Annotated in this window: 23 protein-coding genes, 4 tRNA genes, 1 other RNA gene and 1 pseudogene; 15 read left to right on the plus strand and 14 right to left on the minus strand. The window is 64.5% G+C overall.

The annotated features are described in order from the left end of the window. Positions 1–292 precede the first annotated feature (292 nt). From U8D42_RS12675 to U8D42_RS12695, 5 genes are all read left to right on the plus strand, one after another. Positions 293–1,579 (plus strand): DUF1942 domain-containing protein, encoded by a 1,287-nt coding sequence (locus U8D42_RS12675; RefSeq protein WP_348636952.1) that lies wholly within the window; start codon positions 293–295, stop codon positions 1,577–1,579. Positions 1,580–2,168: 589 nt separating this feature from the next. Further along, the gene (locus U8D42_RS12680; RefSeq protein WP_348636953.1) at positions 2,169–2,423 is read left to right on the plus strand and encodes an MMPL family transporter; all 255 of its coding nucleotides are present in this window, start codon (positions 2,169–2,171) and stop codon (positions 2,421–2,423) included. Beyond that, entirely contained in the window at positions 2,402–3,712 is a 1,311-nt protein-coding gene (locus tag U8D42_RS12685; protein ID WP_322860119.1) for an ATP-grasp domain-containing protein, read from the plus strand. The genes U8D42_RS12680 and U8D42_RS12685 overlap by 22 nt, the downstream gene beginning before the upstream one ends. A gap of 148 nt (positions 3,713–3,860) precedes the next feature. Then, entirely contained in the window at positions 3,861–5,495 is a 1,635-nt protein-coding gene (locus tag U8D42_RS12690; RefSeq protein ID WP_431523871.1) for a DHA2 family efflux MFS transporter permease subunit, read from the plus strand. Between the two features lie 192 nt (positions 5,496–5,687). Beyond that, positions 5,688–6,500 (plus strand): sulfotransferase family protein, encoded by an 813-nt coding sequence (locus tag U8D42_RS12695; protein ID WP_322860117.1) that lies wholly within the window; start codon positions 5,688–5,690, stop codon positions 6,498–6,500. 201 nt (positions 6,501–6,701) lie between these two features. Here the strand turns inward: U8D42_RS12695 and U8D42_RS12700 are convergent, their stop codons facing one another. The 4 genes and pseudogenes from U8D42_RS12700 to U8D42_RS12715 all read right to left on the minus strand — a co-directional run bounded on the left by U8D42_RS12700 (position 6,702) and on the right by U8D42_RS12715 (position 11,645). Further along, complete coding sequence (locus U8D42_RS12700) at positions 6,702–7,169, minus strand: cupin domain-containing protein (RefSeq protein ID WP_322860116.1); 468 nt, start codon at positions 7,167–7,169, stop codon at positions 6,702–6,704. 131 nt (positions 7,170–7,300) lie between these two features. Further along, positions 7,301–8,087: pseudogene (locus U8D42_RS12705) on the minus strand (integrase core domain-containing protein). A 79-nt stretch (positions 8,088–8,166) separates the two neighbouring features. Then, complete coding sequence (locus U8D42_RS12710; protein ID WP_322860115.1) at positions 8,167–11,436, minus strand: protein kinase domain-containing protein; 3,270 nt, start codon at positions 11,434–11,436, stop codon at positions 8,167–8,169. Positions 11,437–11,570: 134 nt separating this feature from the next. Continuing rightward, positions 11,571–11,645 (minus strand) — tRNA-Val (locus U8D42_RS12715). Between the two features lie 182 nt (positions 11,646–11,827). Between U8D42_RS12715 and U8D42_RS12720 the strand changes: the two genes are divergently transcribed. The 5 genes from U8D42_RS12720 (at position 11,828) to U8D42_RS12740 (ending at position 13,435) form a co-directional block, all read left to right on the plus strand. Further along, a tRNA-Gly gene (locus tag U8D42_RS12720) sits at positions 11,828–11,900 on the plus strand. Positions 11,901–11,928: 28 nt separating this feature from the next. Continuing rightward, positions 11,929–12,002: transfer RNA gene (locus U8D42_RS12725), tRNA-Cys, on the plus strand. A gap of 13 nt (positions 12,003–12,015) precedes the next feature. Further along, positions 12,016–12,090 (plus strand) — tRNA-Val (locus tag U8D42_RS12730). 116 nt (positions 12,091–12,206) lie between these two features. Further along, positions 12,207–12,488 (plus strand): hypothetical protein, encoded by a 282-nt coding sequence (locus U8D42_RS12735; RefSeq protein WP_322860114.1) that lies wholly within the window; start codon positions 12,207–12,209, stop codon positions 12,486–12,488. Between the two features lie 50 nt (positions 12,489–12,538). Continuing rightward, positions 12,539–13,435 carry a hypothetical protein gene (locus U8D42_RS12740; RefSeq protein WP_322860113.1) on the plus strand — a complete coding sequence of 299 codons (897 nt, stop codon included), beginning with the start codon at positions 12,539–12,541 and terminating at the stop codon, positions 13,433–13,435. Between the two features lie 52 nt (positions 13,436–13,487). Here the strand turns inward: U8D42_RS12740 and U8D42_RS12745 are convergent, their stop codons facing one another. The 10 genes from U8D42_RS12745 to U8D42_RS12790 all read right to left on the minus strand — a co-directional run bounded on the left by U8D42_RS12745 (position 13,488) and on the right by U8D42_RS12790 (position 21,805). After that, positions 13,488–14,237 carry a hypothetical protein gene (locus U8D42_RS12745; RefSeq protein WP_322860112.1) on the minus strand — a complete coding sequence of 250 codons (750 nt, stop codon included), beginning with the start codon at positions 14,235–14,237 and terminating at the stop codon, positions 13,488–13,490. Next, entirely contained in the window at positions 14,207–14,743 is a 537-nt protein-coding gene (locus U8D42_RS12750) for a hypothetical protein (RefSeq protein ID WP_322860111.1), read from the minus strand. Before U8D42_RS12750 ends, U8D42_RS12745 begins: the two co-directional genes overlap by 31 nt. A 270-nt stretch (positions 14,744–15,013) precedes the next feature. Then, positions 15,014–15,421 carry a hypothetical protein gene (locus tag U8D42_RS12755; RefSeq protein WP_322860110.1) on the minus strand — a complete coding sequence of 136 codons (408 nt, stop codon included), beginning with the start codon at positions 15,419–15,421 and terminating at the stop codon, positions 15,014–15,016. Between the two features lie 152 nt (positions 15,422–15,573). Beyond that, the gene (locus U8D42_RS12760; protein ID WP_322860109.1) at positions 15,574–15,825 is read right to left on the minus strand and encodes a hypothetical protein; all 252 of its coding nucleotides are present in this window, start codon (positions 15,823–15,825) and stop codon (positions 15,574–15,576) included. A 21-nt stretch (positions 15,826–15,846) separates the two neighbouring features. Further along, positions 15,847–17,028: a phage major capsid protein gene (locus tag U8D42_RS12765; RefSeq protein WP_322860108.1), complete on the minus strand. Its 1,182-nt coding sequence runs from the start codon at positions 17,026–17,028 to the stop codon at positions 15,847–15,849. 565 nt (positions 17,029–17,593) lie between these two features. Then, positions 17,594–17,893, minus strand: a complete 300-nt coding sequence (locus tag U8D42_RS12770) for a hypothetical protein (RefSeq protein WP_322860107.1) — start codon at positions 17,891–17,893, stop codon at positions 17,594–17,596. Between the two features lie 537 nt (positions 17,894–18,430). Continuing rightward, positions 18,431–19,567, minus strand: coding sequence for an AAA family ATPase (locus tag U8D42_RS12775; RefSeq protein WP_322860106.1), 1,137 nt, complete (start codon positions 19,565–19,567; stop codon positions 18,431–18,433). Positions 19,568–19,970: 403 nt separating this feature from the next. After that, a complete protein-coding gene (locus U8D42_RS12780; protein ID WP_322860105.1) occupies positions 19,971–20,168 on the minus strand; it encodes an excisionase family DNA-binding protein in 198 nt (65 codons plus the stop codon). 63 nt (positions 20,169–20,231) lie between these two features. Beyond that, positions 20,232–20,681: a hypothetical protein gene (locus U8D42_RS12785; RefSeq protein ID WP_322860104.1), complete on the minus strand. Its 450-nt coding sequence runs from the start codon at positions 20,679–20,681 to the stop codon at positions 20,232–20,234. Next, positions 20,681–21,805, minus strand: coding sequence for a tyrosine-type recombinase/integrase (locus tag U8D42_RS12790; protein WP_322860103.1), 1,125 nt, complete (start codon positions 21,803–21,805; stop codon positions 20,681–20,683). Before U8D42_RS12790 ends, U8D42_RS12785 begins: the two co-directional genes overlap by 1 nt. 254 nt (positions 21,806–22,059) lie before the next feature. On the opposite strand from U8D42_RS12790, the gene U8D42_RS12795 reads away from it, so the two are divergent. From U8D42_RS12795 to U8D42_RS12815, 5 genes are all read left to right on the plus strand, one after another. Continuing rightward, a complete protein-coding gene (locus U8D42_RS12795; protein ID WP_322860102.1) occupies positions 22,060–22,458 on the plus strand; it encodes a hypothetical protein in 399 nt (132 codons plus the stop codon). A 234-nt stretch (positions 22,459–22,692) separates the two neighbouring features. Further along, positions 22,693–22,756: hammerhead ribozyme type II (locus tag U8D42_RS12800), an RNA gene on the plus strand. A gap of 344 nt (positions 22,757–23,100) precedes the next feature. Next, a complete protein-coding gene (locus tag U8D42_RS12805; protein ID WP_322860101.1) occupies positions 23,101–23,397 on the plus strand; it encodes a hypothetical protein in 297 nt (98 codons plus the stop codon). After that, positions 23,397–24,608 carry a hypothetical protein gene (locus U8D42_RS12810; protein WP_322860100.1) on the plus strand — a complete coding sequence of 404 codons (1,212 nt, stop codon included), beginning with the start codon at positions 23,397–23,399 and terminating at the stop codon, positions 24,606–24,608. The genes U8D42_RS12805 and U8D42_RS12810 overlap by 1 nt, the downstream gene beginning before the upstream one ends. 31 nt (positions 24,609–24,639) lie before the next feature. Next, on the plus strand, positions 24,640–25,065 hold the full coding sequence (locus U8D42_RS12815) for a hypothetical protein (protein ID WP_322860192.1): 426 nt from the start codon (positions 24,640–24,642) through the stop codon (positions 25,063–25,065). Positions 25,066–25,480 lie beyond the last annotated feature (415 nt).

A 25,480-nucleotide genomic window follows, 5' to 3' on the forward strand; every position in this document is an offset into this window, starting at 1 on the left:
TGCCGCCAAGCGGCGCAAGCGGTTTGAAGCTCGATGGCGTGGCGGGTTTCGGCGGCGGCGCTTTCCAATCCCGACAAGCATCGTCGGCCGACGCCGGAGTGGCTGCTGCGGATTTCATGCTGGGATATCGCTATAAAAATCCCACCAGCGATGATACGGTTTGTATCGCCGGGCGATGCAGCGTCCGCTCGGGGTGAAACAGACACTACAGGAGTGAACGGCAGTGAAAGTTTCCGGCACAACTAGCACAACCACCGCAATCGGCGCCGCCCTTACCGCGAGCTTCGTCGGCATGGCCGGCGCGTCGACCGCTTCCGCCGATCAAGCCACCACGGCCGCCACCCACGGATTCGGCTCTCAGGCAACCATTGTCAATGGCGATGTCGTCCAGGGATGGACCATTAGCGACCTCAAGCCAAGCAGCGACGCCATCCCGTATCCCGTGAAGGGCACTCTCTGGGAAGCCACCGCCACCGATGAAGCCATCAAAGGCTCCGCTATCCCGATCGTGCCGAATTTAGACGCTCGTACGCCAAACGGCCAGACGTACCCGGCGCTCTTCCAAGTGGCCACTGCCCAGGGAGTCAACCCGGCCACCCTCCCCCAAGGCCAAAAGACAACCGGCAAAGTCTATTTCGATGTCACCGGTGACAAACCCACCGGCGTCGTGTATGACACCGGAGGGCAAGACCTGGCCTCCTGGACCGAATCCAAATCGCCGCAACGCCACTCGGACAGCACAACGACGACCATTTCGGCGAGCGGTCCGGGGGTCACGCCCACACCCGCAGCAGCGCCCGTTGCCGCCGCGGGTCAACAAGCCCCCGTCGTCAAGCCAGCGACACCCGCCCCCGTGGCCGACCAAGGGACACCCGCTACTGGTAGGCAGGGGATACCTATGCCGGTGAACAGCCCGACACCCGCCCCAGAGGCCGGTCCGGCGACGCCCCCGCCTGCGGGCGGTCCGGAGACGGCCGCCCCTGCAAGTCCCCCGGCGGCCACCGGTCCCGCAAACAGCCAAGGATCAGCCGGCAGCCCGGCAACACCCGCACCCGACGCCGGCCCCGCGACACCCACTCCCGCGAGCCCCCCGCCAGCCACCGGTCCCGCAAACAGCCAAGGATCAGCCGGCAGCCCGGCAACACCCGCACCCGACGCCGGCCCCGCGACACCCGCACCCGCGAGCCCCCCGCCAGCCACCGGTCCCGCAAACAGCCAAGGATCAGCCGGCAGCCCGGCAACACCCGCACCCGACGCCGGCCCCGCGACACCCGCACCCGCGAGCCCCCCGCCAGCCACCGGTCCCGCAAACAGCCAAGGATCAGCCGGCAGCCCGGCAACACCCGCACCCGACGCCGGCCCCGCGACACCCACTCCCGCGAGCCCCCCGCCAGCCACCGGTCCCGCAAACAGCCAAGGATCAGCCGGCAGCCCGGCAACACCCGCACCCGACGCCGGCCCCGCGACACCCACTCCCGCGAGCCCCCCGCCAGCCACCGGTCCCGCAAACAGCCAAGGATCAGCCGGCAGCCCGGCGACACCCGCACCCGACGCCGGCCCGGCCACACCTAACCCTTAAGGTCCCCGTCACGGCGCAAATGGGTGCCATCGAGACGCGCTGTCGCTATGCGCACATGATGTTCAACCATTCCACCATGGCCACCGCCGCCGTCCCGTGACGAGCTTCACCGGACTTCCACGGCACCGGTGAACAGCCGGCGCCACGATCCACGTGGATCGAATTCCAGATTCCGCAACGCTTTCGGCACAAACCGTTGCTTCGCCCCGCCCTCGCGCCGCGCATCATAGCCTCGCGCTGTGGACGTCTCGCTTCAACGCCGGGCAACCGTGCTGTACCGCAGCTCTTTTGGTGCACATCGGCGGAACGCTGGGAAATGGCCGCCCATTCGGGTCTAACCGCTGTCGGGCTGCCCGCGGTCGACCAGCAACACTTTCGTCGAATGTCGCTCCGTCAAGGCGCGGCCGCCACTTCGGATTACAACATCGGATTACTGCTTCGGTAAAGTTCACGAACTCGCAATAGCACGTATCCCATCGCTTACCGCGCGGCCGGATAAAGTACCTAATCCGCAGCGATACTAGCTGTATCATCGCGAGGACAAAGAAGCACACCGGGACGGGGCAGCGATGGATGGGCTACCGCGATCGTGAATGTTGCTTTGTCAGGAACGCGGTCCACGGAAGAAATCGGGGCCGGTTTGAAGACACGCGTCATCAGATCCTTTGGGGGCACGAACGGAGTCGTCACGACCGGGGGCCTGATGTTCGCCTTCACTATGGCGCCGTTGGGCGTCAATGGCCTGCGCCCGATTGCCCAGGGCGACAACGCCCCCGGCTGCCTGCGCCTGCTGATCCGAGATCGGCCAGATGGGTGGCGCACATGGTCAAGGCCGCGCCGATGAAGACCTGCGCCATCGTCGATGGAGTGTCATCGGGCAGCCTGCTGGCAGCGGAGTTCAGTCGGCGAGGATTCCGGGTCATTAACGTGCGCAGCCATGAGTACGCGTCGCTCGTGGCGCACAGCTTTCACCGCGAGGATTACGTTTTCGACATCCCCGCAATGGCTCTCGAGCACCAGGCTCGGATTCTTCGCGACCATGGCGTGCGTTTCATCATCGCCGGCGCCGAGTGCGGGGTGGAGCGGGCTGACCTCCTCAACGCTCGGCTGGGCCGGCCAGGAAATGACGCGAACTCCTGGGCGGACCGCCGCCACAAGTACGAGATGGTGGAGGCAGTACGGCGCGCGGGGCTACCCGCCCCACGGCAAATCAAGACGGCCGACGTTCGCGAAGCGCTCGCCTTCGCGGCGGGTCTGTCGCATCATCGGGTGATTCTCAAACCGCAACGCAGCTCGGGATCCCACCTGGTGTTCGCCGCCGACACCGCCACCCGGATACGCGATGCCTTTGCCCAAATTCTTTCGCGAACCACCATGTTCGGTGAGCACAACAGCGAAGTGTGTGTCCAGGAGTTTATTGAAGGGCGCGAGTACATAATCGATACCGTTTCGCGAGACGGTGCAGTGGTGGTCACCGATATGTGGGAGTACCACTTTGCCGATCGTAACGGTGTACCGTTCCTCTACGATCGCACCGAGCTTCTGGCTTCCGATCATCCGCATGGGGGCGAGCTCGAGGACTACGCGATGCGGGTCGTCGACGCATTGGGAATCCGCTGGGGCCCAGCGCATTGCGAAGTGATGCTGACTGATGCCGGACCCAAAGTTATCGAAGTGGGCGCGAGGCTTGCCGGTGCTGCGATTCCCAGGTATGCACACGCCGCCGGCGAAATGAGTCAAGCCGCCGTGACCGCCGACGCCTACACCGATTCGGCGGCCTTTGCCGCGGCGCGGTCATATCGTCCTCCTCATGACCAGACGTGCTATGTGGTTCAGCTGACTTCACCGACGAATGGTGTCTTCTTCGGCCATTCCCGATTATCGGAAATCGAGCGGCTCCCCTCCTTCTTCGCTGCCGACCTCTGGCTGGAGGACGGGGACCCTGTCTGCCGCACAGTCGATCTCGTCACCTCCCCGGGGCACATCGCGCTCATCCACCCCGATCCGAACGTTCTCGTGGAGGACTACGCGGCGATACGGCGCTGGGAGATGTCAGGCGTCTATGGCACTGTTGATGACCGCTCCCCCACGGCGGACTTGAGTCTCACGGCGTTGGAGCACAATAGATCATGAAGATATCGCACGCGTTTGGTTTGCTCGTGCATTGTCAGACCCGTGCATCGGCGTCGGGGTTTAGAAGCTGATGGCGTTGCTGCGCCGTATGGGCGGTCACCCACGAGAATTGGCGATGGAGATGCCGATCGATCGAAAGCCCGCCAGGATGGAATCGGCGACGTCACCCGGCTTCCCTAGCCCGCAGTTGAGCTCAAAACAATGCAGCGATCCGGACAAGCTCGACGCCTCGATACTGCGAATCACCGCCGTATGTGTCCTGAGCATGATGATGCCCTTATGCGACGTCACCGTTGTCATTGTCGCCCAACGCACTTGGATCACTGCGTTCGACACCACCCCGGCGGTCGTCGCCTGGACGATGACCGGCTACACGCTGGCGTTGGCCGCGGTGATCCCCCTGGCCGGATGGGCAGCCGACCGATTCGGCACCAAACGGCTTTTCATGGGCTCGGTCGTCGCATTCACACTCGGATCGCTATTGTGCGCGATAGCGCCCAACATCGCACTGCTGATCGCGTTTCGGCTGGTCCAGGGCCTCGGCAGCGGCATGCTGATACCGCTGGTCACCATCATCTTGACCCGCGAGGCAGGTGCGAAGCGGCTGGGCCGGATCCTGTCTGTGCTGGGTGTGCCGACGCTGCTGGCCCCGCTCTTCGGTCTCGTACTGGGCGGATGGCTCATCGACACCAACGGCTGGCCGTCGATCTTTTGGATCAACCTGCCGATCGGGCTGATCGCCTGCATCCTCGCCGCGATCGTGTTCCCCAACGATCATCCGGCGCCCTCAGAAACCTTCGACTTCAAAGGCATGATGCTGCTGCTGCCCGGGCTGGCAGCATTCCTCTACGGGGTTTCGCTCATCCCCAGCTGTGGCAGCCTCGCGAAGCCCCGCGTGTGGATACCGGTGATCATCGGCTTGGTGTTGATCACGGCGTTCGCCTTTCACGCTCTTGGCCGCACGCAACATCCGCTGATCGATCTGCGGCTGTTCACTAACCGGGTGGTTGTGCTGGCCAATGCGGCGACGCTTTTGTTCTACCCCTCGTGCGTGGGCGTATTGGTCCTCCTTCCCAGCTATTTCCAAGAGGTGCTGCACGAAACACCTTCACAGGCCGGGATGAGCATGGCTCCCCGTGCGCTCGGTGCCATGCTGACCATGGCGCTGGCCGGAGCGTTGATTGACAAACGCGGGCCGGGCAAGGTCCTGCTGTTGGGTAACGCGCTGCTGGCTGCGGGCTTGGCCATCTTCGCCTATGGGGTGGCGGAGCGGGCCGACTACCTGCCCACCTTGTTGGGGGGGCTCACCATCATGGGCCTGGGCGCCGGCTGCGCCATACCGTCGTTGTCTGCATCGGCGATGTATGCCCTGACCCCGCATCAGATCGCGCGTGGCTCAACGCTTTTCAACGTGAATCAGCATGTAGCCGCCTCGCTGGGTACCGTGCTGATGTCGGTGATCCTGACCAGCCAGTTCAACCGCACGAGCATGTTCGCCAACGAAAAGATCGCGAGCCTGCAACACGAAGCGGCCCGGCACGGGGCGTCGATCGACACCGCGGCGGTACGGCAACGGAGCCTTCACCCCGATTTCCCCGTCAATCCGCTGCACGCCCTTGCGCACGCGTACACCGTCGCGCTGGGCGTTGCGGTCGTGTTGATGGTGTTGGCTATCCTGCCCTCGGTATTTCTGCCGTACAGGCCGTCGGCGTCAGCGAGGAATGCGGGCAGCGACGAGCGCCAGACCGCGAACTTTGGACGAGAAGTATCGCCGCGCAGATGATACAGTTTGTATCGGCGCGGCTGTTTACGACGAATCAGTGGTGAGCGAAGTGGAAGCACTCGGCGTACGCGAACCTGAAACGACGTCAGTTGCGGCGATCGCCGCGATTCAGAGCCGTGAGGGTCAAGACAAACCAACGCACGTGACTGCTTAAGATCTAAGAGTTTTCTCGCATTCCTGAGAGGGAATCCCGTGCCGCCTCGCTTCCATTTCATCTCCGGGTTGCCGCGCTCTGGATCGACGTTGCTGGGCGCGATCCTCACGCAGAACCCGCGCTTTCACGCTGGAATGAGCAGTCCGCTTGGGGGGATGTTCGAGCGAATGCTCGAAGAGATGAGTGCGAAGAATGAGTTCTCGGTCGGTTTCGATGACGGTGCCCGCCAACGTGTGCTGCGCGGCTTGTTCGAGAACTACTACGCCGACCGCCACGCCGAGATAGTTTTCGACACGAACCGAATTTGGTGCGCTCAGATGCCCGCGCTGGCGGAAATATTTCCGGAGAGCTGCGTGATCGCCTGCGTGCGCGATCTGCCGTGGGTGCTAGACAGCATTGAACGGGTGGTCACACGAAACAGCCTTAGCCCGTCATCGATCTTCAACTATGTGGCCCAAGGCACCGTATATACCCGCGCGACCGGGTTGATGAGCAGTAGTGGCTTGATCGGCTACGCCTACGATGCATTGAAGCAGGCCTATTTCGGCGAACAGGCGCACCGGCTGATCCTTGTGCAGTACGAGACGTTGGTCCGCGACCCGGCCCACAGCCTCAGGGCGATTTACGACTTCCTCGATGAGGAGTACTTCGGGCACGACTTCCAACACGTCGAGTTCGACGACCACGGCTTCGACGTGAACATCGGCACGCCGGGTCTGCATCGCGTACGACCACGCGTGTCCCCTCATACGCGTCCAACATTGCTGCCTCCTGACTTGTTCGATCTTTTCGAAAACCGGTCGTTCTGGCGCGATCCACAAAGCAATCGGGGCAGCGTGCGCATCGTTTGAGTCCACATCGGGGCGCCTTCTTGCCATCTTGAACCGTCCCGGGTTTGATGCCGGCTTCATTGTTGTAGACATCGCCGGCTGGGACGTCTGAGCTTGAGCGTAGTAGGCGGCTTCGTATTCGTCGGGCGTGACGTGGGTGCTTTGGCTGCGTTGCGGAAATCCGGTCACGTTTTGAAGGTTCTGCCGAAGCCATTGGGTCGGTCAGCGCGGTGGACCGAGGATAATTTGCCCGTACTGTCGTGATGCTTCGGTGAGACGTTCCGGCGGGATCTCAAAGCCTTCCGGGCGCGGTGCTGACTTATCACGACCCGCGTAGCGGAACATGCCTTCGATTCCCGCCGGGGTATTAATCATCAGCAGATCAGCCTTACGAGAAGTGATGCGGTACGCGTGTGGAATATCCTTGGGTAAGTAAATGATTCCGCCCTCGGACAGCTCCATTTCCTGGTCATCGCACCAGACCAGAGCGGTGCCTTTGATCAGCATGAACACCTCATCCTCGCGCGTGTGCTTGTGGTAGGGCGGCGCTTCGCCCTCGCTGACATCGAAGCGTCCGATCATCAACTGGCCATTGGTTGCCTTGCCGTCGAGAAGGATCGCGAGTGTGCTGCCATCGAGCCATTCCAGTTGTTGCTGCTGCGCTGGTTGCGCGAGATAGGCCATGCTCATAGTCGTTCTCTTTTCGTGTTCGAGGTCGGCGTTCTTGAGTCTGCCGTGTCGAGGACGACGATGCGCGGCACCCTAGAAACACTTGACCTCGCCGTGCGCCGATGATGCTGGCTTCATTGAGGCGTCGCCCACTAGGACCTCAGGTGGTGAGCGTAGTGGGCGGCCTCGTGTTCATCGGGTGGGATGTAGTTGAGCTGGCTGTGTAGGCGGCGGTTGTTGTACCAGTCGACCCATTCCATGGTCACGTATTCGACGTCGTCGATCGTTTTCAGCGGCCCGGTGAGGAATGGGCTGTGCCGGCCGACGGCTTCGGGTTTGAACAGGCCGATCGTTGTCTCAGCCAAGGCGTTATCGTAGGCATCGCCGATGCTGCCAATTGATGCCGCAATCCTTTCGAGCACAAGGGTTTCCGCGAAGGCGATCGACGTGTACTGCGCGCCGGCGCACGTCGGTCAGATGGGCGTCAGCCATCGTACGTGCCGACGGGGCGGCGGTCTTCCCGTTGCGGTACGTGCGTGGGGCGACCTGCACACCCTGCTCACAGAGCAACGTGGCAGACCGACTCCCGAAAACCGCGGGCCCGCATCTGGTCGATGAATCCGCAGATCAGCGGTGGCGCGGGTCGAGTTCCCGCGCGAAGAAAATCGAGGTTGCCTTCAGGATCTCGTTGGCCTCCTTGAGATCTCGAACCTCGCGTTCGAGGTCTTTGATCCGCTGCTGCTCAGCACTCGTGACGCCCGGGCGCTGGCTGGCATCCACCTGGGCCTGCAGCACCCACCGGCGCAGCGACTCCGCACCAACCCCGACTTTCGGCCCAATCACCCGGCAGGCCGCATACACCGATCGATACTCACCAAGGTGATCAAGGACCATCTTCACCGCGCGCTCACGGTGCTCCACCGGGTAGTGCTTCGTCATGATCCGCATCCTTCTGACAGAAGGAAGCGGCATCAAACCCAGGACGGTTCATCTTCACCATCCTGGGCGCGTTCCGCCCTCAACCGAGGCCGGCGTCGATCAGCAGCCGCGGCAAGCCGTGTTCGGTGCACAGGGCGCGAACCGCCGCGATGTCGTCGTGCGCGTCGGCGGCGCGTCGCGCGGCGGTGAGCGTTTCGACGAGCAGCAGGCGGGCCTGCAGGGCGGCCAACGACCGGGTGGCCGGGTCAATTCCGGCTAGCAGGGCGCCGGCACGCCGGCACGCCTCGTCCCGGTCTTCGCTGGCGTGGCTGCGGGCGAGCAGCCGGATGCCCGAGGCGGCGTCGAGCTCGGCGGTGAGGATCGCGATGCCGTCGGCGCCGTGGGGAATATCGCCTCCGGCCCGCAGCCGGTCGGCCTCCGCGGGGTCGATGGGTAGCCCCAGCCTGATCCGCTCGTGGGTGATGGCGGCCGCCAGGCGCGGCAACCGCAGCCTGTCGGCCACCGCCATGCCCGCGTCGAGGCGGTCGACCGCCGCCTCTCGATCGCCCTGCACGGCTTTGATTTTGGCGCCGACGACGTAGCGCGCCACCAGGTAGTCGACCCCGCCGCCCTCGGGCCCCAGGTGATAGCTCTCCTCGAGCAGTTCGGCGGCCTCGTCCAACTCGTCCGTCTCGTAAAGCATTTCGCCGAGCACCGCCCCGGCGATGCGCGCTGCATACGAGTGCGCTCCCGCCGCGGTGCCGGTCTCGAAGGCCTCGCGGAACCTGCGCAACGCGTGCGGGATGTCGAGCTGCTGGCGGGCGGCGATGCCCGCCCAGCTGCGGGCGTAGACGGCGCCGACCGCGCCGACCTGCTCGTTGAAGGGCTCGGCCCATTCCAAAAGTCTTTGCGCGGTGGGGAAGTCGAAGCGGTGTATCGCCGCGAACGCCAGGGCGGTGGCGGCCGCCTGCGGCAGCACCGGACGCAGTTCGTGCGCCCGCGACATCACCTCGGCCAGCAGGTCCTCGAGGCCTTCGATCCGGTCGGCGTAGATCTCGGCCACCGCCCGCACCACGCTGGATTCCAGGCTCAGCTCCGCGCGGCGCGCCTCCGGCAGGTCGGCCTTGGCGATGGCGGCGGCGAAGCGGTCGAGCGCCACCTCGGTGGCCTGGGTGCGGTGCAGGAGAATATTGGCCCACGACATCGCCAGTTGCAGCAGCGGTCTGGTGGTCACCAGCTGTGGGGGCAGCTTCTCGACCAGGCCGAGAAAGGTCGTCATGCGCGACTGGTTGATCAGGGACCTGGTCTCGATGTCCTCGACCAGGTCGACCGCCCGGGCGGTCTCCCCCGCCGCCAGGGCGTGGTCGACGGCCTCGCTGATGTAGCCGTGTTCGGCGAACCACACCGACGCGGCGCGGTGCAGGTCGTGGTGGCGGCCGGGGTTGTCGCGTTCGAGCCGGCGCCCGAGGAATCCGGCGAACATCTGGTGGTAGCGAAACCACTGCGGCTCATGGTCGATGTGGCGCAGGAACAGGCCGCGGCGCTCGATGTCTTCCAGCATGGCGTGTCCGCCGTCGACGCCGGCCAACACCGATGCCAGCTCGCCGCAGATGCGCTCGGTGATCGAGGTCGCCATCATGAAGTCGACCAGCTGCGGGTCGAGGATGTCGAGGACGTTCTCGGCCAGGAATTCGCCGACCTCCTCGCTCTCGCCCGACATCCGACTCACCAAAGCGCCCGGATCACCGCCGCCGCGCAGGGACAGCTTGGCCATCTGCAGGCCGGCGACCCACCCGTCCGTCGACGCGGTCAGGGCCGCCACATCGCTGCCCGCCAACTGCAGCCCGACGGTCTCGTTGAGCAGCGACCGCGCCTCGTCGGCGTCGAACCGCAGCTTCTCGCAATCGATTTCGACCAGCTCATCGCGAACTCGTAACTTGCTCACCGGCAATCCAGCGCGCGACCAGCTGGTCACGATGATCTGCAGGTGATCGCCACCATGGCCGATCAAAAACCGCAGGGCATCGCCGGTTTGGGCATCCGAGACCCGCTGCCAGTCGTCGATGACCAGCGTGACGGGTTCGCCGGCCTCGTCGATCGCGTCGATCAGCGAGGTCAACACGTAGCGGGTTGCCTCGTCGCCGCGCTGCTCGACGATCTGCTCGAGCGGTTCGGCGAGGGCGGGACGCACCCGCCGGATGGCCGCGAGCAGGTGGGCCAGGAACCACACCACGTTGTTGTCGTCGTCGTCGACGGTCAGCCAGGCCACCGCCACGCCGGAGGCGGTCAGTTCCGCGCGCCATTGGGCCACCAGGGTGGTCTTGCCGTACCCCGACGGCGCGTACAACAGGATCAACCGCCGCCGCCCGGCCGCGCGCAGCAGCGCCATCAACCGGTCGCGTGGGACCAGCGATTGAATCGACGCGGGGGGACGGTATTTCGTCGACGGCGCCGGGGGTGTCGTGGTGGCCTCGCGCCGGTGATCCGAGGACGCTGCTGGCGGCGAGCCCGCCCGCTTGAGCTCGACCGGCACCACCATGTCGTCGACCGGCAGGTGGTGGCGGCGCTGGACCTCGCGCAGCTGCTCGCCGTATTCGAGAGCCGAGGTCGGCCGGCGGGAGGGATCGCGGGTCATGGCGGTTTCGATGACGGCGATGACGTCGTCGGGCACGCCGCGCTGGGCCAGCATCTCGTGGACCGACCGGCCCATCGGCGGGTTGCCGGTCAGTCCGCAGAACAGCGTCGCTCCCAGCGAGTAGACGTCGGATCCGGTTGTGGGCGTTGCGCCTTCGAGCAGTTCGGGGGCGATGAACGCCGGTGAACCGATGACCACACCCGAGCGGGTCTCGAAGCTGCCGGAGATGCGGGCCAGCCCGAAGTCGGTCAGCTGCGGTTCCCCGTAATCGGTCAGCAGGACGTTGCCCGGTTTGACATCGCGGTGCAGGATGCCGGCCCGATGCGCGGCCTCCAGCGCACCGGCGAGCTTGACGCCGATGCTGAGCGCCTCGCGCCAATCCAGGGGCCCCTGCCCGCTGACCAGCCCCCACAGCGACCCTTTGCCGTGGTAGGGCATCACGATGAAGGGCCGGCCGCCGCGGGTGGTGCCGACCTGCAGGACGGTGACGATGTGCGGGTGTCCGGAGAGCCGGCCCATCGCGCGCTGCTCGCGCAGGAATCGGTCCAGGTTTTCGGGGTCGAGGTCGTTGGTCAGGACCTTGACGGCCACCCTGCGGTCCAGCTGAGGCTGCGCGCACCGGTAGACCACCCCGAACCCGCCGCGCCCGATCTGCTCGACGCCCGCGAAGTCGAGTGCCGCGGCGACCCCGGCGATCAGATCCTGCTGGATCGCCTCTGCATCCACGTCGGCCATCGACGGTCACTGTCCTCGCGCGTAAAGAGGGTGGCCAACCCACCGGTCGTGTCACCATAGCGCGGAATGACCTGGGCCGATGGCGGTATTTTCTTGCATCCGGGCTAGTCGACGGATGCTTGGCTGCCACGATGTGGTGGTCCCGGCTGGGATCGAACCAGCGACCTTCCGCGTGTGAAGCGGACGCTCTCCCACTGAGCCACGGGACCGGCGCCGAGAGGCGAACGACGTCGAAGACTAGCACGAGCCTGGCCTCGACAGTACCGGCCGCCTGCGGGTCGCCGATACGCCGCGCTAGCCTGGACACGGCTCGTACCGAGAAATTTGTATGTGCCCGCTCACGTGGACTATCGTCGTGCTTCGCACCGGGCGACGATCTCGTCCGAGGCGCGCGGATGTAGCGCAGTTGGTAGCGCATCACCTTGCCAAGGTGAGGGTCGCGGGTTCGAATCCCGTCATCCGCTCGAAGGTGCAAGTGGCATCAATCCCAGCGGTGGAGTGGCCGAGTGGTGAGGCAACGGCCTGCAAAGCCGTGCACACGGGTTCGATTCCCGTCTCCACCTCCAGCTTTGGACCCCGGCGCGATTAGCTCAGCGGGAGAGCGCTTCCCTGACACGGAAGAGGTCACTGGTTCAATCCCAGTATCGCGCACCAGAGTTATTCCAGCTCAGAGGCTATTTTTTAGAATCTGAGCGGGCCTCGTGCCCAATACGTGCCCAACTGGTCAGGCAGCTCGGCATCGCGAATCGCGATACGAAAGGTTTGCCAGCATGGCTGCACCCATTCCCCCTGACTGCCCCATACCCGCCGGCGCCGTCGCCGGCGACTGGTTCGACGTCGGTGATCCCGACGCCCACCGTATGCTCACCTGGTCGCGCCATGACGTCATTCAGGTGCGCATCACCGTCGAAGGCACCCAGTACGTTGACGGCCGGGTCGAGCGCCGAGTAACGCTCTACCCCAACAGCTCTGACGTCGACCTCACCGCAGCCGGCGCCCGCCAGCTGGCCGCCGCCTTGCTCAACGCCGCCGACGCCCTCGACATGCTGTAATGCTCGCTGCACCATAAGGTAGCGGCTCGCCATCAAGTACTGTCGCGGCGGTGAACGACCAGCCATCCGACGGCCCTCGCCCCCATCCTGTGTCGCCTGAGCCGCCCACTTTCCTCCGATACCGCGCCTTTCAGGCCTTTAAAAACGTGCTTGAAGCCGAGCCCTGCATGGCTGTGTTCGCTGACCTCGAGGGATTGCTTCGGCTGCTCGACTCCGGCCTCGCCGCGACCTACGGTAGCCCGCCCCACCATTGGTTCCCGAACAATTTCGCAGCGACCGGCCTCTTCACTCGGGCATACCAAGGGCTCCAAGCTGCCGCTAACCTGTGCGCACTTGGCTTCTATGTAGAAGCGAAGGCGACCTTGCGTGGCGTTTACGAGTCAGCAGGGCTGGCGCGAACACTCGCCCACAAGCCGGACCTGGCCGAGCGATGGCTGCACCAGAATGAATGGTTCAAGGACAACGTTTCGAGGCAATTCGTGCAGGGCGCCAGCCAGCAGCGCGTCCCCCACTCGGACCTTTATAGGCATATGAGCCAGCACGCACACCCGAAGGCTGTCAGCACCTTCGATTTCGTCTTCACACGCGACCTCGAATATCGTCCATCTCCCTATCCCGATTTCGACGCAGAATCGTTCGAAGAGTGCGCGAGATACATCACTGCCGTGGCGCTGTTCGTCGCGTGGGCTTTCCGCAATGCTGCGGCACATGTGGACAACATTCCTAGCTGGTGGCGTCAGCAGTTGACCGAGCTCTCGGAGAAAATCACCGGAGAGCCTCACAACCATCTTGATAAGGACTGGGACGCCCAGCAGAAGCGCTACGAGACATTGGCCGCTCAAGTTCGTCACGCCGACGAACTCGATGACGCACTCGACGCAGACCCGAATAGCACCCGAAACAAGCTCAGGCGACTAGCAGCGGATTCAGATTCTGCTGATGGGTAGCGCGCGGCTCACGCCGTGACTCGCTCGGCTAAGCCGGCCAGCCCCGCTGGTTTCAGTAATGCGGCTGGGGTGGTTCCTCGGCTGCACCGAGCCCGTGCCGCCGCCGGTAATACTCGCCGAGGCGGCGACGCGCGCCGCGCCGCTTCCACGGGTTTGTGAAAGTCTCTGCTGGTGACACCCGAAATTGCGCAGCACGGACCAGCGCGCCGACGCTCTTGTTGAACGCTTCCGCGCAGTTAGCCAGGTCCGCGATGTATTGCTCGATTTCGTCGAGGGATCGCATTTCAGTTGCGCCGCCGTAGCGTAGCGAGCGGCTCACCGCATCGAACTCGATGTAGGCCGCTCCCATCGCTTCCCAGCATGGCGGATCGACGATAGTCAACGTTCCGATCGAAAACGCGCAGTCGACGTCGAGCAGCGCGGCGCCCATCGCGGCCATAGCAGTTTGAAGGCGCTCACCCATTGCCTTGGTGGCCTCAATGACTTGCTCCGAGTCTGCCGCTTGTCCTTGCGTCATCAGATGGCGAATGTGCTGGGCCAACTCGGTCATGGCCGTGCGCGTATCGAGCTCACGCAACATAAACGAGTTCGTGGCGGTGCGGATTTGACCGATGGCTTCGCGCTGGGGCGCCCGGTATGCGTCGCGGGTGCGTCGGCGTTCGCGCGCCCAGGTCAGCAAGTAAGCACCGATTGCGCCGCTGCCGATGTACTTGACGGCGTCTGGAACGTGCTCGAGGGCCTCGTGGAGCCATGTCATCAGCAGGCGAGCCTTTATAGCCTTGGCGGTTTGTTGCCGCGCCATCGCCGCGGCTCGTCTGACAAGTCTGCGCGGCGGTACCAGGTGACCAGGACGTCATTACTTGCTCCCATGTGCCTGGTGGCGAAGAACTCCGCCGAGCTGCGACCGTCAATGCGGTCGACGGTCTTGGGTTGCAGCACACCTCCGCCCTCTATGCGCACGCCGAATTTCGTTGTCTCCGTTATGTTCCACAAGTCACATAGGTCACCTTCGCGGTGCCTGATCTGCCACGGCACACCCTCGGCTTGCTCGGCCCGCTGCTCGGCCACGCGGTTCTGTTCCTCGATGGCCTTGGCAACACGGCCGGCCTCGGTTGCCGTCTGGCGCTGCGCGGTGGCGGCCTCCTCGGCCGCTTGCGTAGCCCGTTCTGCGTTCTGCTCGGCCCTAGCCTGGTAGTGCGCGGCCGCGTCCTGGGACGCCTTGGCGCGCCGCGCCTGCAAGAACGCCACGAATGCCGATACTGCGGCCGCAACGAAACTGCCCAGGCTGATCCATTCGGCTGCTTTCACAACGCAGAGACTAGAACGCTGTAGCGCGTCAGCCGCTCATTGTGTGGACACCTAGGCGGCTGGTGTCGCGTCCGGTGTGGCGCCCAGGGCGACAGGGCACGTTATGAGCGGGGGTACACTCGCGGTTGCGGGAGGGGCACTACCACGCTCCATATGGCCGGCAATCTCTTTTGGGCGCGCAGCTCGTGTGCGTCGAACGGAGGTGGTCAAATGCACATCTATTTGTGCGCCGGCCGGAGCCGCGCCCCTTCCATTATCCAATTCCCACCACTAGGCCGAGGTGTCGCGCAGCGCGACCGCGCAGGCGATGACGCGCTCGGCCAAGCCAGGCCGTTCGGCCCGCGGGGCGGCGTAGATGCGGGCGGCCAGGCCGAGCAGCTCGGCCGCCGGCTCGAGGTCGTCCCCGGCGGCATCGTCTGGCGCCGGCGGCGGGTCAACGGGCAGGGAGAACGATGCGCCCACAACCTGGTACACCCTCGCGCCGGCGCCGTCGATGCTCGCCTCAAGGTCGACGTTCGCGAACGACACCACCCGTTGAGTGACAAGTGTTTTGACGTACTCACCCATCGGAGTCGTCGACCATAGCCCGCGTATCCGCGGGTTGCCCTTGTGGTCGATGAACGCGCGCCCCCACCCGACCACATGCGAGACGCCACCGCGGTCCACGGTGACGGGCACACGATCCGGGCATTTCCATTGCCCTGGGCCGATTGTCAGGCCGCCGCGCTCACGGTGGTGCTCGTTGAGGACGACGTCGAACGCGGGAGCGCCTTTGACCGGCTGGCACCGGCCCCGACGTGTCGAGCTCGCCGGCGCCGGCGCCGACACCCCTACTCGCCCGCGGCGAGCGTGGGCGCCTGGTCGCCGACCTCGTCGGGTGACGGGGTCGGCTGGCCCCGGTTGGCGCGAGCCTCGATCGCGGCGGCGATGTCGGCTTTGGCCCGCTTGGCGGCCGTGTCGGCCGGCTCTACCCATTCCGAGCGCAGCCAGTGCGTGCCGATGTGGTCGGGCACCTCGGCGGTCTCTCCTGGCCGGTAAATGGTGCCGTCGTGGCTGACCTGGAACGGTTGCAGCACTTTCACTTTCATAAGCTTGCGCTCCTGTCAGCTCGTGGGTAAGCCGGTGATGGCCAGGAGCGCCGCCGGCCGCTCGACGGCCAGCGCCAGGCGCTCCTCGCCGACGAACCGCACCAGGTTTCTGGTGAAGTCGTCGTTGTTGGTGCCCGTCATCAGCGACAGGCCCTCGCGCACCAGCACCTTGCCGAACTTGAGAGTGTCGATCAGCAGGCCGGTGCCGGCGGTCTGCTCGGTGGTGACCAGCACCTCGACGCCCCACAGTTGATTCGCCTCGTCTTTGGTCGGGTCGGCCGCAACCAGGTAGCGCCCGTAGCCGTCTTTGGTTCGGCGCATCGCCGACCAGGTGTTCGGATGCAGGACAAACAGATTCGGTTCAGCCAGGGCCGCGCCGGTGCGCATGATGGCGATGGACTGCTCGACGTCGTCGAGGGTGTTGGTCGTGCCGTTGGCCACCGCGTGGGTCAGGATGCCGCTGGTGTGCAACAGCCCGGTCAGGTGCCCGCTGGTCCCGTCGCCGGTGGTGCCGAGCAGCTCGGCGTTCTCGACGTCGATGATCTGGCGGAACAGCTCGCCCTGGACGTAGCCGACCCAGTTGGCCCAGTCGTTGAGGGCCTCCCAGCTCGTCGCGGTGTGGGCCGCGATCTTCTGCGCGGTGGCGGTCAGCGTGTCGGTGTTCAGCACGAGCTCGGGCTTCGGAGCGCCTTCGGCGACAACCGCGGCCGCGCCGGTCGTCGAGTTATGCCGGATGTACTCGTAACTCGGCGAGCCGATGGCCTGGGTGGGCAGCCGATCCAGCAGCCGGTTCTCGTGGACCGGACCGATGACCTGTGGCGACAGCTGAGCCGGCAGCTGTGTGTCGGGGCTGCTGAAAGCCTTGATCCGCAGCTGCTGGCGGTTGGACATCGCCTGGTGCATCAGCTGCAAGTCGGACTCGGCGAACGCCAGCGGCGCCGTTTCCCGTCCCTTGGGCAGCGCTGCCTTGGTGATCACCTGGGCGCCAGCACCGCCGCCGGCGGCGAGGTCGCGCATCCAGCCGGCGCCGCCGGCGGCTTTGGCCGTGGGCAGCAGTTCCTCGAGCGCGTCGATAGCCGCGTGCTTCTCCGAATCGCTGAGCGACTTGTCGATGAGCACGCCGGCGGCGGCGCTGCGGTACACATGTGGGGTCTTGCCCTGGCCAAAGTGCTTTACCCAGAAAAATTTGTCTTTCACTGAAATGGCCTCCAAACGCCGTGCGCGACAACATAATCCGCGCAGCAAAAATAGGAATGCCCGAAAACGGGCGATTCGGCGGCGGCGACGTCGCTGGGGCGGCGGCCGATTCCCCGGCGGCGGCCTTTCGGCGGCGGGCGGTCCTCGGCGGCAGGCCAGTTCAGTGGCGGGCACCTCACCGCGGTGATGGCGGCCGATCACTCGGCCGGCGTCACCACGGCTGCCACCAAAATTACACTGCTGGCATTCACGCCGGCAAGATGCTAGGCGCCACCAATGTCCGGGAGCGCGTTTTTCGATTTCGCTCTATTTTCGACTTCGTATGCAGTACGTTTGCGGCAGCTGGCGCAGGTTGAACGCCCTGGTAAAGCAGGCGCTTTTGATTGCGCGCTCGTTTCGTCGATTGGAGGCGAACTGAAATGCCATGTCGTCGTAATCGTCCCGGCTGTAACGGTTTTAAGATTTGCGGGAGCTGCATGGGATTCGGCTACCACTACGGGAACAAACCCGGTGTGCGCGATCAAGCGTGTGTCGGGTGCGGGACGAGTGGTCGGGTCCCCTGCGGTCACTGATCCGCATTAAACTCGGCCGCCAGTGTGTCGCAGTGGGCGCGCCGCGCCGCCAGGAACCGCAGAATCAGCAGCGGGTTGGTCGAGTCCCAGCACCACTGGTCGACGACGTCGGTCAGCTCGAGCAGCGCCAACGATTCGGCGTCGGTCTCGTCGATCAACTCGACGGCCAACATGCGCGCCAACCGCAGCAGCTCGTCGATTTTGTACAGCGGCAAGCCCGTTGGCTCGTTGAGCTTGATTTCGCCGACCGCGGCCAGGAACGCATCGGCCACCCACCGCTGCCCCGACCTCATGAGGCACACTCGCATTCAGCGACTTTCACGAACATAACCGCAGCTACCTCCCTTTTCTGACGTTTTGGGCCGAATCCCACAAAAAATCTGCGCATTTTGCCGAAACTCGAGACCGCTTGGCAGAACGGTCGGCAGTGCCGATCGGTCGGGATTGAACCCTCCCCCGCCCCCTCATGGCAGGGGACTCTCAAGGCATCGCACGCGCGGACGGCCGCGCGTGCGGGGTGGCTCGAGGTCTACGGCCACGACGCTGTGGACGCCGATGCACTGATGTCCGCATGTCGGTGTTGCGAGTTGCGCGAGGGGCAGAAGCCGCCTCGTCGCGGTCACGCCAGTAGGTGAACTCCGATGTGGCAGTGAGGCGGAAGCAGACCAGTGCGGCGCACGCGGCGCGGCGCCCTTCGCCCCGCGGGTGTCTCTTAAGAGACACACCCGCTGGGGCAGGTTTGGGCGCGCCCGCAGCCGCAAGCTGCCCCGACCTGCCCCCAGCGCGTTGAACTGCACTGATGTCGGTGCCCCCGAATTTTGTTGGGGCAGTCACGAAAACAGCCCTCCAAAGCTGCCCCCATCGGCTTCGGGGCAGTTTTTCGCTGCCTTGCGCGCCTTCACCGCGGCCATAACGGTGTCGCTGCGAACTTTGTAGCCGGCCTCTCGCAATGCCTTGAGCGCCTTCGGCCGGCCGACGTCAGCCGGCAAGCCAAGTAGCTTCATTGCCTCGATGCACTCGCCCACGCGCTGCTGTTCGCTGGCGGCCAGCGGCGCATCCTTGGCGACGTGTCGGAGCCGCGGCGTAACGTCGCGCAACACGTTGATTTGCTCAGGGTGTGCACTTCCGCGCTGACGCTCGAGTCGCAGCGTCACATACGCTTCGCCGTCCGGTCCAGGCGATTGGTTGAGCTGCCAGACGACGTCAACGTCGTCGTTTTTCGCCGATGAGCCACGCGCGCCGGCGTTGACGCCCTTACCGCGGTGATCCAGCCGCACCACGGCACGCTGTTGAGCCTTGAGCGGCTGCAATGTGTAGCGGTACAGGTTGCGGTAGGTATCGGCGGAGTTTTCTTCGCCAGCGACCACTCTGGCGATCGTGTCGATGACGACGAGCGCGACGTCGTGGTGCTCGGCCAGCGCCGCGGCTTCGGCGCCGCCGGCGGGGCTGTCCAGTGCCGGCAGCGACGGAAAGGACAGGTAGCGAAGCGCGGCCAGGTCGTGGGGTCCGTAGCCCATGTCGCGTAGTCGTTCGACGAGGTCATCGCGGGAGTTCTCGCAGTCGACGTAGAGCACGCGCACCGGCGGTTGTGCTGGATGGCCAAGCGGTGAGCGTCCAGCGGCGATCGCGGCGGCGACGTCGAGCATCAACAGCGATTTGCCGGCCTTCGCGGGTGAAACCAGCGAGTAGGACTGGCCGCGGGCGATGAAATCGGGCACTAGCCAGTCGATGTCATCTGGTGCGCCGTCGAATACCCGTTGCCAGTCCAGCGCCGGGTAACGCAGATGCGCGGCTGGCGCGCTGGGTCGGGCAGTCTCGCGCGGTGCCTCGTAATCGTCGGGCTCAGACGGGCCGGGGTCCTCGGGGTCTGCCTCGTCTAGTGCAGCGAGGCGAAGGTCGCGCCGGCCCTGGCGGTCTGCGCGTTCCACTTTCGCGGCCATGTCGGAGGGTTTGTCGGCGAGAGTCACTATGCTGCCTCTCCCCCGCAAGCGTCGTGGAGCAGTTCTGCGAGTACGCGGTCGGCACCGCCGCGCCGCCACAGGGCGCGGCGAACTTCTAACGGCACCAGGGGAATTAGCTCAGCTCGGAGCAGTGTCATTGCGGCGTCTCGCCAGCCGTCTAGAGCGCGTTCGGATAGCGGTGGCTCGGTGCAGCGGCACGGCCAGGGGTCGGGGCAGCCGCAGTCGAGCGGTACCAGGCGCCGCGCGGCGTCGCGCCGGCGGCCGAGCTGCGCGAGCAATGTCGCGGCTTGGCCTACGCAGTTTCGCCAGCCAACTCCGATAGGGTTGCTGTCAGCGATCTGGCTGGTCGTGTTGGGAGCCGCTCCGTTGCCCGCGGGGCGGCTTCTGTCATTCGGGGTCATGCTCGCGCTCATGCCGCGCCACCGAACGGCTTCATGGCGGCATCGATTTCGTTGAGGTCGACGCGCACCAGGCGGTAGCTTGCGCGGTAGCCGGTGAGCCGGCCGTCGGCGATCATCTGGCGGATGGTGCGCGCGGTTACGCCTAGATATTCGGCAGCTTCGGCGAGCGTGACGTAGCGGCGTCGATGTGTTGGAGCGTCGGACATTCCGGGCCTCTTTTCGGCATCAAAACGATGCCGCACACCCGGTTGGAAGCGACGCCAGCGAGATTACCCGACGCCAGACCCCAAGCGGCGTATTAACACACCAAGAGGAAGAAAATGCCGTTGCTCGATCATCGACGGGTCGGTGGGGTCTGGCGTAGGCACGTAGGGCAGCTGGTCGCGGGCCGTGACGAGCTCGTCGGCGATGCCCGACAGTGTTGAGTCACTGAGTTGCGCCCGGTCGGGACAGTGTGGGCAGTTGATTGCCCAGCCGGAACGCCCAGTGTCCCAGTGTGTTTCGCTAACGGTGCTATCGGCCCACGCTGCTGCAACCGTCTCGTGAGTCGGTGCTGGCAAGTCATCCATCATCCGGTTGCCGATAATCACCTGACCGGCGTTTGGGGCCGACCTGACGGTCACCTGCCCACCGGCCGGCCGCTCGTCGTCGACCCACGCCAGCGGTTCGGCCTCGCCTGTGCAGGTGCACACGACCACGTAGCGGATCGGTTCGGCCATCATGCGTCGTTCGCGGCGAGTTTGGACAGCAGCGCAGCTATCTCGCGGTCGCGGCCCTGGGCGGCGTGTTGGTAGCGCATCGCTGCGGTGGGTGTCGAATGACCGAGTCGGCCCATGAGCTCGGCCAGGCTGGCGCCGGTCGCGGCGGCCAGCACGGCGCCGCTGTGACGCAGATCGTGCCAGCGGAGATCCTCGCGGCCGGCCGCTTTGCGCGCCCGGTACCAATGGCGCATCAGCGTCGACGGCTGTAGATGGCCGCCGTTCTGGGCGGCGAACAGAAGCGAATCACGAGGTTTAGCAACGTATTTCGCTAGATGTTCCTCGATCTGCGGGATGAGGTGAGGTGGTATCGCGACGTCGCGGACGCCGGCGTCAGACTTCGGCGTGGTGGTCAGGTAGCCGCCGTTGGTTCTGACGGCCGCCCGGCGCACGCGAATTACCTCGTCGGACAGGTCGATATCGCTGCGGCGTAGTTCGACGGTTTCGCCGAACCGCAGTGCGCACCAGGACGCCAGAGTGACCATCAGGCGCAGCCGTTCGGGCATCTCAGCGGTCAGCGTGGCCAGCTCGGCGACCGAGGCCGGCCGGATTTTATGCACGCGCTTGGCGCGGCCGGCGCCGACGATGCGACACGGGTTGGCGTCGATCAGCTCGTCGTTGACAGCGCTGCCCATGATGGTGCGCAGCAGCGAATAGGCGTGACTGCGCATCGTGGGTCGGTCGACGAGCGTAGCGGCGTGCCACTCGCGCACGTCTTTCGGCGTGATTGCGCCGAGCAGACGCGCGCCGAACGTATCGAGTAGGTGGTCGTCGAGGATCGACTGGTAGTGCTCGCGGGTGCGTTCCTTGATCGGCCGGCCGGCGACCTGGCGCCCCTCGAGCCACGACACCGCATACACACCGAACGTGACAGCATCGCGCTTGACCTCCGCGGTGGCATCCCACACGCCGCGGTCGATCTCGCGGCGCTTGGCAACAATGAACGCCTCGGCGTCAATACGGGCGCCGAACGTCGACGGCGCGTTGTGTCGCACACCGTCGGGCCCTGTGTAGCGCACTTGGTAGCGGCCAGACGGCAGCCGCCGGATGGTGGCGAATGAGCGCTTGTCGCGCGTGCGTGCCATGGCTCTCCGTGGTGGTTAGTATCGCGGCCGGCGTGCCCAATACATGCCCAATGAGGCTACAACATGTTCCGCTTGCTTCCGCGTCACTCACGCGATACTGTCCCACATGTCGCCAGCTCAGAGGCTTTCTGTGCAGGTCAGACACCGATCCGCGATAGCCGCACTTCGCCTACTTCAATCCCAGTATCGCGCACCAGAGTTCTAGTAGCTCAGAGTTAGTTTTCAGAGCCTCAGCTGATTTTCGTGGACTCCCCGTGGACTCCCGCGCGGCGCAACCATCGGCCGCAACAGAGGGGAACCTGCCTGACACCGACAACCTCCATGCTGTGTTGCGACGAGTGACCGCCCATGAACGGCGGCGGGGGCTAGCTTGGGGCATGGTAGGCGAAGACTACGTCAGGGGAGTCGTAACGACGGTGCTGCAAGACTATGTAGTTCCAATCGGCGGCAACGTGTGGAGCGTTAAAGCCGGCGACGGCAAGCCTGTGATTATCAAGTCATCCTTCGACATCCCGAACAAACTCAAGCAGAAGATCATCGACGCCTTGGCGAAGACAGCGTCTCCTGCCGAGCCAAACGGTGTCACCGACGTGAGGTTTGAACAGGAGATCCTCTACCGCAACGGAGTCCCTGACGCCAGGTACGAACCGTAGACCCTCTATCGCACCCCCGACGCCTCACGGCGCTCGCCAAAGAGCGTTATCGATCTATGGTCTCAGCCCTCCTGCGGCCTCAGATACGGGAGACCTTGCAGGTCAAACCCATAAAGCCGTGAAACACTCTTTGTCTTCGACGCGTGGCGATTCGCGGGGACGGGGCCTTTCCAGCGCCGTCGATCAAGCCGCGCGTGCACGCGAGGATTAGGTAAAATTTGGCCCACAACGACAAGCCGAAACACGACGGACGTGTCCGCTGCGACTGGCGTCACAGCGCTGACGATGGCAGCCATCGTTAACCAGTGGATGGACCACGAGGGTTTCCTCGCGGTCTTCGTGATCACGGAGATGATTCACCTGCTGTCAGCATCGGCTAGGAAGGGAGGTGGGGTTATGGCAAGAGTCGCACGCACCCTGAAGAACCTCGCCATCACAGCCTGGGACGCTGCCGCACCGTACAGGGTCACCCTGCTGATGTGTCCGTGAATTCGGGCGAAACGGCGTTGATCTCGGCGCATCTTGCCACCATGGCGCCGAGATCGACGGCGATCTTTGTCGGCCGGCCGCAACAACTCGGGGGACGCCAATCAAAGTCGTGAGTGAATAGTGTCCCTCCGGGGATCGGCTTACGATCGTCAGATGGGATCGGACGGACTGCAGGTCGTTCTGGACCAACTAGCCGCGACGGCGGGGCAATGGCAGGGACTGGGCGCCCAGCTCATCGCGACCACGCCACCGTCGCCAGGGCAACCATTTCAACCCACCGCCGCCGCGGTCAGCAGTATCAACGCAATGATCAGCACTGACGCAGCAGCGTTCGCGTCACGTACCCAGGAGACTGCGGGACAGGTGACTAACGCCGCCGGCGGCTACGGCAGCCAGGAGGCTAAATCTGCAGGGGAAATGGCTAACGTGCCAAAAGTGACGATGGTCTGATGGCCGCCGCAACCCTCTCACAAATCCGTGCATGGAGCACCGCGCACTTGACTGATGCGGCCAGCTATTGGAGCAAGACCGCCGACCAGTGGGAAGACATATTTCTGACAATGCGCAACCAGTCCCACTCCATCGCGTGGAAAGGCGCCGGGGGTGATGCGTTGCGGCAACGCACCGCAGCCGACCTATCCACCGTCAGCAGTAAAGCTGACCAGCTCCGCCAGGCAGCCGGAATAGCGCGCGACGGGGCGAGCGACATCAGCGCAGCCCAGCGAAGTGTGTTGAATGCCGTCGCGGACGCCGAGAATGCGGGATTTGATGTCGGAGAAGACCTGTCGGTCTCTTACACCGACCATGGCGGCGCACCGGCACAGCAGGCCGCTCGTCAGGCGCAAGCAGAAACGATGGCTAGTGAAATCTGGTCTCGAGCGAAACAACTCGACGGAACCGAAGTCAAGGTCGCCGGTCAACTCACCGCCGCCACGACCGGTCTGGGGAACGCCACCTTTGCACATAACGGAAAAGGCACCGGTATCCGACTCGTGGACAACACCCAAGGCGGCGACAACTCGAACGGTGACATTCCGCAACTGCCACGGCGCGATCCGCCCGCCGGCAGGTGGGACGGACCGCCGCCACCCGGCTGGCACCCCGGCACCGGCTACTGGGCGCTGGACCCAGATCATCCATCGGATAGCCCTAACGGGTTGCCAGACCCCTCGCTGTATCAATCGGACCCACCCTGCGTGCGGCCCGATCTGCTGACCGGCCCATCGACCGGCGTGACTTCAATCGGCGGCGGGTCTGACAATCCGCAGAGGGCGAAGGCCTGGGGACTAGATCTCCAGGGCACATCAAAGGTGCGGATTAGTGGTACTGAATTCAACGGCATCACTAAGGCGGTTCAAATCAACGGCCGCTGGTATCAGGCGCAATGGCAGGAATACCAGTACGAACTCAACACCATTCCGGTCTGGCAAGGTGTTGGAGGACCGTTCGGCGATTTGACACTTCCAGATATGAGCGAAGCCCACACTTGGAAGCCCGTTACCCTGGGACAACTCATGCAAACGTCTTCAGTATATCCAGAAGCGACCATCCACCTACCCGACCTCAACGGCGGCAGCATCGACATCAAAAACGGCTGGTGGGCCGGCGGCCTACCGTCGACCGGCATCCCCAGCCCACCAGTGATGACCCGTGGCAACTAGGCGCACCGTCATCACCACGGCGGCCGCTGCCGTGCTGGTCTTGGCCATAGCCGGGATTTCGGTGTGGCTGTATCTGAGGCCAAGTCCGAACTCGGATTGCGCGGTCGTCAACGACATGCTCAAGTACTCGAGATCCGAGAGCGCGCGAATGCGCGATCTCATCCCGACCAGCATCGACGACCCGCAGAAACTAGTGGATGCGTACCAAACTCGCGAAACCCGACTGCGAGAGTACGCCGAGCAGATCCACGATCCTGGTTTGCGTGAAAAGGCTTACGCTTTAGTCAATCTCGATGACAGGATGCTCGCAGTGTGGCGCCAGACGATTCCGGGACAGTCACAGAACGGATCGGACGACAGCTCAGCAGCAAGTCAGAACTTCCAGCGCGCTTACACCGACTACGCCGCACAGAGCCAAAACGTCGGCAAAGCCCTACAAGCGGCGTGCCCAGCATGATGACCGCGATTCTCGGATTGGTCGCGATGGTGGCCTTGATGGCTCTTTTCACCATCTTCTTCTACTGGTATTGCCGCTGGATCCGAGACCGCCGAATCGACCTGTATACGGACCCGGAATGGACGTCGGTCACGGGGCCGGCGTCACCGCGTCCCTTGGTTGATCCCAACAGGATCATGGGGAGTCGCCCAGAGTGCGACGGCGACCACGTCCACTACCGACCGGAAGAGTGAACCCGCGCGACGCGAAGCGACATGGCAGTTCGAGCCAGCAAGCAAGGGATAACAATGAAGTACGCCAAGGGATACGGCCCTCGCAAGCTGAGTTGGAGCCGCGACAAATGGCTCCGCCGACCCTCCCAAGCGTTGGTTGACAACTACGACCCGCGAGTCCCTCGGACCGTCGACGGCGCTAA

This window comes from Mycobacterium europaeum (genome assembly GCF_034555895.2).
In the GTDB taxonomy this organism is placed as follows: domain Bacteria; phylum Actinomycetota; class Actinomycetes; order Mycobacteriales; family Mycobacteriaceae; genus Mycobacterium; species Mycobacterium europaeum.